Raw genomic sequence first — 10,800 nt, 5'->3', positions numbered from 1 at the left:
GCTCGCCTCCTGTCGTGCGCGGATTCGAATTCATACCGCGCATCGCGCTTCCGCAGGTTTGGGGCGGGTGGATGTGATGGGATCGAGGACTGCTATCCGATAGCGATCAGTCCTTGGTCCTCGTCCCGGGAAAGGTGGCACCTGTGTCTACATCCGACGCGCAAACGGTTCTGAAGGGTCTCGAGGGGATTCGCTCCGAGGTGGAGGGGTACTACCGGAGACTGCATGCCCATCCGGAGCTCGGGATGATGGAAGTCGAGACCGCTGGTCTGGTTGCGAAGCTGTTGCGCGAGTGGGGATTCGAGGTGGTCGAAGGGATCGGCACGACCGGGGTTGTCGGAATTCTGCGCAATGGGCCGGGGCCGTGTGTGCTGGCTCGCGCGGATATGGATGCGCTGCCGGTGCGGGAGGAGACGGGGCTGCCGTATGCCAGCACGGTGACTGGAAAAGATAGATTCGGCAATGAGTTTCCGGTGATGCACGCGTGCGGGCATGACATTCATACCGCCGGGCTGTTGGGTGCGGCACGGTTGATGGCCTCGGCGCGGGACATGTGGCAGGGCACGCTCGAGGTGTTGTTCCAGCCGGGGGAGGAGACCGGGGCGGGGGCCGCGGGAATGGTGGCCGATGGGTTGACCGATCGGATTCCGGCGCCGGATGTGGCGCTGGCGCAGCATGTTCTGCCGTTTCGGGCCGGGGAGGTGAAGATCTGTCCGGGGCCTTTCCTATCGTCGGCGCAGTTGTTCGACATCACGATCCACGGGCGCGGGGCACACGGTTCGATGCCCGAGGCGGCGATCGATCCGGTGGTGATCGCGGCCTCGACGGTGCTGGCACTGCAGACGATCGTCTCGCGGGAGTTGGCCGCGAAGACACCGGCGTCGCTGACCGTGGGCAAGATCCGTGCGGGAAACGCGGGCAATGTCATTGCCGATACCGCGGAGTTGCAGCTCAGCACTCGGTCGTACGACGACGGCACCCGCGCGCATTTCGAGGCGTCGATTCGGCGGATCGTGGATGCGGTGGCGCAGGCGGCGGGGGTGCAGAAGAAGCCGGATGTGGTGAAAATCGTCGATACCGAACCGGTGATCAATGATCCGGAAGTCAGTGGCAAGGTCGCTGCCGCGTTCGCCGAATTCTTCGGTGCCGCTTATGCGCAGACAGGGTCGGCGACGCCCAGCGAGGATTTTCCGGAGATCCCCAAAGCGTTCGGAGTGCCATACCTGTACTGGGTGATCGGCTGCACCGATTCTGCGCTGTTCGACAGCGGCAAGGACATTCCGACCAACCACAGTCCGCAGTTCGCCCCGGCCCTGCAACCCACGCTCGATACCGGCGTGCAGGCGATGGTCGTGGCCTTTCTGGTCTGGCTCGGGAAGAGCTGACGGCCCGCGATTCCCCCGATCGAGGGAGACGGATGTCCGCCCTGCGGGCGACGTGTGCGAGGGTCGGTGATCCGTAGCGTCGAGGGTCCCGGCAGGCTCGACGCTGATCATTCATAGCGGGATTCGCCTGTGCAACAGCCACGTTCACAGGAGGATCCTTGCTTTCCGCCCTCGCGCCCGCTTTGCGGACCCCGGACCTGCGGCGGAAGATTCTGCTCACGCTCGGACTGCTCGCGCTGTATCGGCTCGGGGCGACACTGCCGTCGCCCGGGGTCGACTACAAGGGGGTGCGCAGTTGTGTCGACAACGCGTCCGGTGGGCAATCGGGTGGGATCTATCAGCTGATCAGTTTGTTCTCCGGTGGGGCGCTGTTGCAGCTCACGGTGTTCGCGATCGGGATCATGCCGTATATCACCGCGAGCATCATCACCCAGTTGCTGGCCGTGGTGATTCCGCGGTTCGAGGAGTTGCGCAAGGAGGGGCAGACCGGGCAGAACAAGATCACGCAGTACACGCGGTATCTGTCTGTCGCACTGGCGGTGTTGCAGGCGTCGACGCTGGTGGCGCTGGCCGGGCACGGGCAGCTGCTGCCGGGGTGCGATAAGTCCGTGCTGGCGGATAGTTCGCTGTTCTCGATGATCATCATCGTGCTCGTCATGACCGCCGGTGCGGCGCTGACCATGTGGTTCGGCGAGCTGATCACCGAGCGCGGTGTGGGAAACGGGATGTCGCTGTTGATCTTCGCCGGTATCGCGGCGCGGATTCCCACGCAGGGCATGGCGATTCTCGACAGTCAGGGTGTGCTCGTTTTCGCCGGGATCTGCGGTGCGGCATTGCTGACGATCGTCGGAGTGGTGTTCGTGGAGCAGGGGCAGCGGCGGATTCCGGTGCAGTACGCCAAACGCGTGGTGGGACGCAAGATGTATGGCGGGTCGTCGACGTACCTGCCCTTGAAGGTGAATCAGGCCGGGGTTATTCCGGTGATCTTCGCGTCGTCGCTGCTGTATCTGCCGAATCTGTTGGCGCAGTTGACTCGGAGCGATTCGGGGAATCCGTCGACGTGGCAGGTGTGGATTTCGAAGTACCTGGTCAATCCGAGCAGTCCGGTGTATGTCGGGGTCTACTTCGCGATGATCGTGTTCTTCACCTACTTCTATGTCGCGATCACCTTCAATCCGGAGGAGCGCGCGGATGAGATGAAGAAGTACGCCGGCTTCATTCCGGGATATCGCCCGGGGAAGCCGACCTCGGACTACCTCAGCTATGTGCTGAGCCGCATCACGCTGCCCGGGTCGCTCTACCTCGGCGTGGTCGCGGTGCTGCCGAACCTGCTATTGCACTTCGGGGCTACCGACACCACCCAAACTTTGGCGCTCGGCGGCACATCTGTGCTGATCGTGGTGAGCGTCGGCCTCGATACGGTCAAACAAATCGAAAGCCAGCTGTTGAACCGGAACTATGAAGGTTTCCTGCGCTGACCCTAAGGTCGGAAGGTATGGCCACGAATACATCGGGACGTCCGCTGCTGCGGGCCGCGTCATCACTGGCGGTTGCCGTCACCGCGGCGACGCTGACGGTCAGCGGAACGGTCGGGAACGCGCCGCTGCCCGCTCCCGTCGAGGTCGCCAGTCTCGCCGAGCACACACCCGCGGCCCCCGATGCCGCATCGCTGTCAGCGATTTCGGTGCTGATCGCCGACGGACATCTGGTGTTCCGTTCGGGATTGCGCTCGGTGATCAGCGGCCAGCCCGACATCGAATGCGTCGCCGAGGTCGGTGACGGCGTGGCCGCCCTCCGCGAAATCCAGCGCCTGCAACCCGATGTGGCCCTGATCTCGCTGGACATGCCGGGCCTCGAGGCCGCCGCGACCGCACCCGAGAGTCCCACCCGAATCCTCACCCTCACCAACCACGAATCCGACGAAAACCTCTACCGTGCAATGAGTCTCGGTGCCACCGGATTCCTCAGCAAAACGCTTCCCTCGGCGGGCCTGCTCTCAGCCATCCGCACCGCCGCCCACGGCACCGCCCTCATCGACCCCAGCCTCACCCGCCGCCTCATGGCACGCCTGGCCACCGGAATCGACCCCTTCCCCGCAGCCCCCGAACTCGAATCCCTCACCGCCCGTGAACATCAGGTCCTACTCCTGATAGCCAACGCCTACACCAACCCCGAAATCGCCCGCATCCTTGGCGTAGGCGAACAGACAGTCAAAACCCACGTCTCCAACGTCCTATCCAAACTCGGCGTCCGCGACCGCGTCCACGCCGCCGTCTACGCCCACACCCGCCGCATCGTTCCCCGCGAGGTCATGCCGCCCGGTCTACGCGCTTGAATCCTCGGCTTCGACGGGGCAGGCGTCGGCACCGCGAGTCGTTTTCCGCACTGCGAGAGCAAGATTCGGTTCGAGGGCTCGGATCAGCCGGTCGAGCCAGTCGCCGAGTTCGCCGCGAACGTCAGGGTGGCTGGTGCGGAAATCGGTCCAGTCGACTTCCCAATCCCGCACGGCGGTGGGAGTGAGGTCGCGAGTTCTGGTACCGAGAACTGCGCGCAGCAGTCGGGCGGTGAGTGCGGTGTGCGGGGATTCGGCCAGCAGGACCGCGTCGTAGAGATCCTTGCCGTTCGCGTGGCCGGATTCGGTCGCATCGGTGTGCAGCCAGAGCAGTTTCCAAGCCAGGGATAGTTCTCTGGAGGCGGTCGGGACCGGGGTTGGTGGGCGGCCGTCGGCGCGAGGGATCGCGGTCCACACGGGTGGGGCGGGCAGGGTGTGGTCGACGGCGAAATCCAGGTGTAGCTGGCCGGATCCGTAATCCTCGCTGTCCCACGGCACAATCAGTCTGGTGCCGGTGCTGCCGTAGCTGTCGAAATACGGCCATTGCTCGTCGGTCCGAATGCCGCGGGGATTGAGTGTGACGTCATCACTGGCGAATCGATCGCATGAGATGGCGGCGGTCAAATCCTCCTGTAGCGAAGGGCGTTCGAATTCATCGGCGCGGATCCACCGCAAACCTTCCGGGGGAAGTTTCGGGCGCAGGCCGAAGGTGTCGAAGTCCTCGTCGGTCCAGATCTCCGAGCGGGCAGCGCCGTCTTCGGCCTCCGGCCACTGTTGAACCGTTTCGATGGAGTCCAGGAACGGGTAGGGATCGAGGGGATCGCAGAACTGCGGTTCGAGCACAATCCAGTCGAGATCGCCCGGTGGTCGAGCCTCGGGTCCGAGCCACGCCAGCAGAGTCATACTGCCGCGCAACACCATTCCCGCGCCCCAGTCCGAATTGGCCACCACGGCCAGGACATGATCCAGCGCAACCCGATGCGGATCAGCAGTGTCCATAATTCGACGCTCGCACCACTAGACGCTGGGCGGAACCGTCAAGCAGAACGGATGCCCCGACGGATCCAACAGCACCCGCCACCGATCCGGCGCAGGCTGAAACTCCGGCTTGACCGCCCCGAGCGCAACCGCCGCCTCCTCCCCGCTATCCAGTTCTGCCACAAACAGTTCCATATGCATCTGCTTGGGAACCTTGTTCTCGGGCCAATCCGGCGGCACATGATCGGCCACCCGCTCGACCGTCAACATCACCCCGTCCCCGCGCATCACAACCACATCCTCGGTCTCATACCGAATCTCGAACCCCAGCAACGCTTGATAGAACTGCCCGAGCTCATGCGGATCTTTGCTATCGAGCGAGATCGCCCCGAACTTGGCTATACCGGCCATCGTTCCCCCAGGAACTCAGTGCTCCGAGTCTCGCCCCGAGAGCGTCATCACCTGCCTACCACAAACGGCAAGCACGAGCGGTAGGCGATGCCTCGACCTAGCCTTGTCGCCATGACGAGTGAACTGCGGGATGAATGCCGGGTGACGGTCGACGGGGTCGCGCCCTCGCTGATCCGCATGCTGCGAAACGCAGCCGATATCGCTACCGGGGCTGGCCGTAACTGGGTCGGCATTGAAGACATATATGTCGCACTGACTTCGGACGAATTGGCACCGATGTGGTGGCCGCGCGAGGGTAAGGAACCCATCGTGAAGGGCCGGCGGGGCGGGATTGCACATTCGGAGCTGGAGGGTGAGACAGTGCCGTTGTCCTACAGCGCATTTCAACGGCTAACACGCGAATGGCTGCCGGGCCCGACACCGAAGGTCGGACCGACCTCGCCAGTGACGGTCAGTTACGAGCTGTCCGGGCCGCACGAGGAGGAATTCCGGCGGATGATCGAACGCCGGTAGCGCGAGAACGTCTGCCGATTCAGCTGATTGGGAGTGGGGGCTGTTCTGGCGCTGCACGTTGTCCCGAGTTCACGCTCGGGATCGGCCACGGTCGGCCGGGATGAAGCGGTAGACCCGGGAGTCTCGGGGGTGGAAGTCGAGGCGTTCGTAGAGGTGGTTGGCGGCGGTTCGGGAGGGGCGGGAGGTTAGGTCGAGGGTTCGGGCGCCGGCGGCGGTTGCGCGGGATTTGGCGGCTTCGATCAGGAGGGCGCCTACGCCTTGGCCGCGGGCGGTGTCGTCTACTACGACGTCTTCTACGCGGGCTCGGAGGCCAGAGGGGAGGGGGAACATCACCAGAGTTAGTGTGCCGACTATCTTTTCGTCGCTTCGGGCTATCAGGACGGTGGTTGCGTCGGCGGTAGCGAGGTGGGTCAGGGCGGTTCGGTCGAGGCGGGGGCCGTTGTCGAGAGTTGGGGGAGGAGGCGGTCGAATGCTTCGACGATTTCGTCATCGACCACGGTCAGGGGTTCCACGGTGACAGCCACCTGGGCACTGTACTTGCCCGGGCGGGACACCAGGGTGCGCTCACGCCGACGCGATCACCGACCGCGCTTACCGCACCCAACAGTTTGCGGTGCTTGCCCGGCGCCTGGTGACCGGCTTCGACTTGGCCCCATCCGTCTCGGCTTGGCGCGCACCGGGTGACACCGGGCGGTGAGTATCAGTCGGCCCGAACGCCCGAAACCGCTTCCTGCACAATGGGAATGATCCAGCGGCGCACGAGCGTGCGGACGCCGTCGGGGTCGGTCAGGTCGTAGATCGATACCGGGCTGAGCACCAGTGATTGGACGATGCGGACGATCAATTCTGCGGCCTCCTCGAAGACCTCGGGGTCCTGGTCGCCGCCTGAGAAACTTGTCGCGAGTTGGCCTGCGATCCACTGCCTGCCCACCACGAGCAGCGGGCTGTCATAGGCCGCGTACGGCAGTATCGCTTCGGGTTCGGTGCGGATAATCCGTTGCAGCAGTGCGTGATCACGCAGCCAGCCGTATCCGAAGGTGAACATTTCGACCAATCGCTCCACGGGATCGGTTTGCGCGTCGCCGATCGCGCTGACCGTCGCCAGCACCGCCTGGAGTTCGCGACTCACCAGCGCGGAGACGATCGCGTCCTTGTTCGCGTAGTGCGTGTAGATCGTCACCCGGGCCAGGCCCGCGTGTTTGGCGATCTCGTCCATGGTCAGCTTGCGGAAGCCGTAGATCTCCCCGGCGCGCAACGCTCCGTCGAGGATGCGTTCTGCCGTCGCCTCGGCGCGCTCACCCGCGCGTTCACGTGCCATAGCCACGAATCCTAGTTCAGCCCTGCGGTCGGATCGGTCGCCGGAACATTGTTTGGATGACAAATCGACGCAATCTGTCTATCTTGTAAGAATCTTAATGTCGTCGCGCGGAAGACCCGCGATGGAACCGCTGATTTCGACGCCGCGGCAAGCCCATCGCCCGTAATGTGCGCGCGCTCTGGAGGTTTGACCATGAGTAACGTCGCTCTCGACAGTTACGCGCCGCAGGATCCAGCGACCCGACCCCTCCCACCCGCGGTGCCGCTCTGGGCGGTTCCCGCACTCACCCGCGCGATGCAGCGCGATATCGTGCCCGAACTGCACGGCCTGTTCCGCAAGTACGGACCGACCATCAGGGTCAGCGGTCCCGGAGTCGAGATCGTGTTCGTGAGCCGAGCGCCCGAGGCCGAACGCGTATTCATCGGCAGGCAGGACATTTACAGCAAGGGACGCGAATACGATGTTCCCGCACTGGGATTGCGTACCGGACTGGTCACCAGTCGCGGCGAACGGTGGCAGCGCGACCGCAAAATGCTGAACCCGATGTTCACTCGCAGGCGTCTGGATCCCTTCGCGGACACCATGACTCGACGCACGCTCGCCATGCTCGAACGCTGGGACCGCAGCCCGGACCGCGCGCGGCGCGATATCGCGCAGGAGATGATGCGCACGACTCTGGAAATCGCGGCGGAGACGCTGTTCAGCACCAACCTCACCGATCGGGAAATCGCCGAGATCGGTGCGGCGCTCGCCGAAGTGCTGCACGACATGCTGTTCGTCGGAGCCTCGGCGGCCACCTGGGTCTTACAGGCGGTCCCCGGCGTCAGCCTGGGTTTGGCGGCACGGGCGCATTGGCGCACGCGCCGGATCGATCGCCGATTGCGCCAGATGGACAGGCTGATGCAGCGGCATATCGATGAGCGCACGCACGATCCCGCCGCGCCCACCGGCGATTTCCTCGGCATGCTGCTCGATGCCCGCAGCGGTGCGGATGGCACGCGCTTGAGTCATCCCGAACTGCTGGCGCAGGCTTTGACCTTCCTCGGGGCGGGGCACGAGACCACCGCGTCGGGACTCGCCTGGTTCTGGCATCTGCTGTCCGAAAACCCGGAGGCACGGCAGCGCATGCTCGACGAGGTCGACACGGTATTGCGGGGACGTACACCGACCGCCGCCGATATCGACCAGTTGCCTTGGACGCAAGCGTGTTTCAGCGAGGCGCTGCGGATCCACCCGCCGGTCTATCTGGCGATGCGCACCGCTCATCAGGACGACGTTCTCGGCGGTTACCGCGTCAAGGCCGGATCGATCGTGATCGTGCTGACCCACGAGATTCACCGAGACCCCGCGTATTGGCCTGACCCGCAACGATTCGACCCCTCCCGATTCCTGCCCGGCGCGGGCAAGGACCGTCCGCGCGGGGCGTATCTGCCGTTCGGCGGCGGGCGGCGGATCTGTATCGGTTCCCAATTCGCTTTCCTGGAAGGGACTTTGATCGCGGCGGCGGTGAGTCAGCGCTACGTTCTCGATCCCGTCCCGGGCTGGAAAGTCGTGGAGGAAGGCGCGACCTCGCTGCGTCCCAAAGGCGGGCTACCGATGGTGGTCCGCAGGCGTACCGACATCCCGGCGGGCACCCCCTGATGTCCCGTGTACTGCTCGCCGGCCGGACCGTGGTGATCAGCGGCGCGGGTTCGGGGATCGGCCGGGCGTTGGCGGTCCGGCTATCGGCGATGGGATGCCCTGTCGCGGTGAGTGATTGGAACGCCGAGGGGCTGGCGCAGACCGGTGCTCGACTGTCCGGACCATATCTGACCCGGGTACTCGATGTTCGCGATCGAGATGCTCACATCGATTGGGTGGGCGCAGTATCCGCGTGGGCTCCGGCTCCGCTCGGCGCGGTCGTGAACAACGCGGGTGTCGTGGTCTCCCAGACCGTCGCCGACGCGGAGTACGAGGACGACAAATGGCTGATGGACATCAACTTCTGGGGCGTCGCACATGGCACCCGTGCGTTCCTCCCGTACTTGCTCGAGCAACGCTCGGGGGCGATTGTCAACGTGTCCAGTATTTTCGGGCTATTGGCTTTCCCGACTCAAAGTACCTACTGCGCCTCGAAGTTCGCGGTGCGCGGATACACCGAAGCACTGCGCCATGAACTGCACGGCACCGGCGTGCACGCGATCACGGTGCACCCCGGCGGCATCGACACCCCCATCACCCGCGCAGGCCGGGTCCACGTGGACGCCTTGGGCAATACCGATCCCGAACTCTTCCACCGGAACTTCACCGCGCTGGCCAGGACCACTCCGGAGCAGGCCGCGGCAACCATCCAGCACGGTATCGAGAGGGGCCATGCCCGGATTCTCATCGGCGCGGACGCGCACCTGATGCACGCACTAGCCACCGCGGTGCCGACCCACTACTTCGATCTGATCCGGCCCGCGATGCCCCTCGCGCGCCGCCTGCTCAACACCATGACCAGTCGTCGCACCGCGTAGATGGCGGCGCCACACCCGATCACCAGCACACCGGACAACACCGATCTCTGTGGCAACGTGAAAGCCAATGCGAGACAACCGATCAGCCCGAGAACAGGAACAGCTCGCGGAGGGCGACGCTCGTCAACGGTCAATGTCCATGCGGCCGCGTTCGCGACCGCGTAATAGAGCAGCACTCCGAAGGAGGAGAATCCGATCGCAGCGCGCAAATCCGTTGTGGCGGCGGCGATTGCCACCACCACACCGACGGCTAGCTCGGCGCGATGGGGGACCTGGAACCGTGGATGCACGGCCGCGAACACCGAAGGCAGGTGTCGATCCCGCGCCATGGCGAGTGTGGTGCGCGAGACACCCAGGATCAACGCCAGCAGCGAACCCAGCGCCGCCACCGCTGCACCGACCCGCACAACCGGGACCAACCATTCATGACCGGAAACCCGCACCAACTCCGTCAGCGGAGCCGTCGCGGTCGAAAGTTGCTGTGGTCCAAGGACGAGCAGGGCCGCGACCGCGACCGTCGCATAGACGAGCAAGGTGATGCCCAGGGCTGCGGGGATGGCGCGGGGGATCGTGCGCTCGGGATCGCGGACTTCCTCGCCGAGGGTCGCGATGCGCGCGTATCCGGCGAACGCGAAAAACACCAGGCCCGCCGCCTGCATGATGCCGGTGACGGAGGTATCGCCGCCGATCGCGAGCCGTGCGGTGTCGGTATGGCCGCTGCTGAACGCGGCAGTGACCACCGCAGCCAGCACCGCCAGCACGACCCCGACAATCACCCGGGTCAGCCACGCGGACTTCTGAATTCCGCCGTAGTTCACTGCGGTCAGAGCCACCACCGAGGCGACCGCGACCGCATGTGCGTGCCCGGGGCAGAGATATGTGCCGACCGTCAACGCCATCGCCGCACACGAGGCGCTCTTGCCGACGATGAAACTCCAGCCCGCCAAATAGCCCCAGAATTCGCCGAGCCGCTCGCGACCGTAGACGTAGGTGCCACCGGAGGCCGGATAGCGGGCTGCCAGGCGCGCGGAGGATGTCGCATTGCAGTACGCGACGACTCCAGCGACGACCAACCCCAGCAGCAGACCCGACCCGGCCGCGTGCGCGGCAGGACCGAGCGAGGCGAAGATCCCCGCGCCGATCATCGCACCGAGCCCGACCACCACGGCATCGCCCGTGCCGAGGCTGCGAACGAGCTGCCCCGCCGACGAACCGGGGGACGCACTGTTCGTCACGGGCTGCTCCTCACCATCGACACGGCGCGACCCTAGCCGCTGGCACCGCGCGCTGCTACCGATGGACCGCTGCGACGTGGGGTTTGCCGGTCATACGCACAACCCGAGGGGTTTCATGGGGTCGGGATGA

Annotated in this window: 11 protein-coding genes; 6 read left to right on the top strand and 5 right to left on the bottom strand. The window is 65.0% G+C overall.

The window, feature by feature from the left end:
• The first annotated feature begins 134 nt into the window (after window positions 1-134).
• From ACFC4D_RS15540 to ACFC4D_RS15530, 3 genes are all read left to right on the top strand, one after another.
• Entirely contained in the window at window positions 135-1,385 is a 1,251-nt protein-coding gene (locus tag ACFC4D_RS15540) for an amidohydrolase (RefSeq protein WP_376063647.1), read from the top strand.
• 158 nt (window positions 1,386-1,543) lie between these two features.
• Window positions 1,544-2,863, top strand: coding sequence for a preprotein translocase subunit SecY (secY, locus tag ACFC4D_RS15535; protein WP_376063645.1), 1,320 nt, complete (start codon window positions 1,544-1,546; stop codon window positions 2,861-2,863).
• Window positions 2,864-2,880: 17 nt separating this feature from the next.
• Window positions 2,881-3,720 (top strand): LuxR C-terminal-related transcriptional regulator, encoded by an 840-nt coding sequence (locus ACFC4D_RS15530; RefSeq protein WP_376063644.1) that lies wholly within the window; start codon window positions 2,881-2,883, stop codon window positions 3,718-3,720.
• Here ACFC4D_RS15530 and ACFC4D_RS15525 read toward each other — a convergent pair.
• Both ACFC4D_RS15525 and ACFC4D_RS15520 read right to left on the bottom strand, forming a co-directional pair.
• Window positions 3,709-4,716, bottom strand: a complete 1,008-nt coding sequence (locus tag ACFC4D_RS15525; RefSeq protein ID WP_376063643.1) for a nucleotidyl transferase AbiEii/AbiGii toxin family protein — start codon at window positions 4,714-4,716, stop codon at window positions 3,709-3,711. The two genes, ACFC4D_RS15530 and ACFC4D_RS15525, sit on opposite strands and share 12 nt — an antisense overlap.
• A gap of 18 nt (window positions 4,717-4,734) precedes the next feature.
• A complete protein-coding gene (locus ACFC4D_RS15520; protein WP_376063642.1) occupies window positions 4,735-5,106 on the bottom strand; it encodes a VOC family protein in 372 nt (123 codons plus the stop codon).
• Window positions 5,107-5,217: 111 nt separating this feature from the next.
• Between ACFC4D_RS15520 and ACFC4D_RS15515 the strand changes: the two genes are divergently transcribed.
• Window positions 5,218-5,619 carry a hypothetical protein gene (locus tag ACFC4D_RS15515; RefSeq protein WP_376063641.1) on the top strand — a complete coding sequence of 134 codons (402 nt, stop codon included), beginning with the start codon at window positions 5,218-5,220 and terminating at the stop codon, window positions 5,617-5,619.
• Window positions 5,620-5,688: 69 nt separating this feature from the next.
• On the opposite strand, the gene ACFC4D_RS15510 is transcribed toward ACFC4D_RS15515, so the two are convergent.
• Together ACFC4D_RS15510 and ACFC4D_RS15505 are read right to left on the bottom strand one after the other, a co-directional pair.
• Entirely contained in the window at window positions 5,689-5,994 is a 306-nt protein-coding gene (locus tag ACFC4D_RS15510) for a GNAT family N-acetyltransferase (protein WP_376063700.1), read from the bottom strand.
• 325 nt (window positions 5,995-6,319) lie between these two features.
• Window positions 6,320-6,937: a TetR/AcrR family transcriptional regulator gene (locus ACFC4D_RS15505; RefSeq protein ID WP_376063639.1), complete on the bottom strand. Its 618-nt coding sequence runs from the start codon at window positions 6,935-6,937 to the stop codon at window positions 6,320-6,322.
• 192 nt (window positions 6,938-7,129) lie between these two features.
• Here ACFC4D_RS15505 and ACFC4D_RS15500 point away from each other — a divergent pair, with 192 nt between their 5' ends.
• Complete coding sequence (locus tag ACFC4D_RS15500) at window positions 7,130-8,578, top strand: cytochrome P450 (RefSeq protein WP_376063636.1); 1,449 nt, start codon at window positions 7,130-7,132, stop codon at window positions 8,576-8,578.
• Window positions 8,578-9,435: an SDR family NAD(P)-dependent oxidoreductase gene (locus ACFC4D_RS15495; protein ID WP_376063634.1), complete on the top strand. Its 858-nt coding sequence runs from the start codon at window positions 8,578-8,580 to the stop codon at window positions 9,433-9,435. The genes ACFC4D_RS15500 and ACFC4D_RS15495 overlap by 1 nt, the downstream gene beginning before the upstream one ends.
• On the opposite strand, the gene ACFC4D_RS15490 is transcribed toward ACFC4D_RS15495, so the two are convergent.
• Complete coding sequence (locus ACFC4D_RS15490) at window positions 9,357-10,670, bottom strand: APC family permease (protein ID WP_376063632.1); 1,314 nt, start codon at window positions 10,668-10,670, stop codon at window positions 9,357-9,359. The genes ACFC4D_RS15495 and ACFC4D_RS15490 overlap by 79 nt on opposite strands.
• Between the last annotated feature and the right edge of the window lie 130 nt (window positions 10,671-10,800).

The organism is Nocardia sp. NPDC056000, from assembly GCF_042269265.1.
GTDB lineage: Bacteria > Actinomycetota > Actinomycetes > Mycobacteriales > Mycobacteriaceae > Nocardia.
This window is presented reverse-complemented; position numbering and strand designations above follow the sequence as displayed.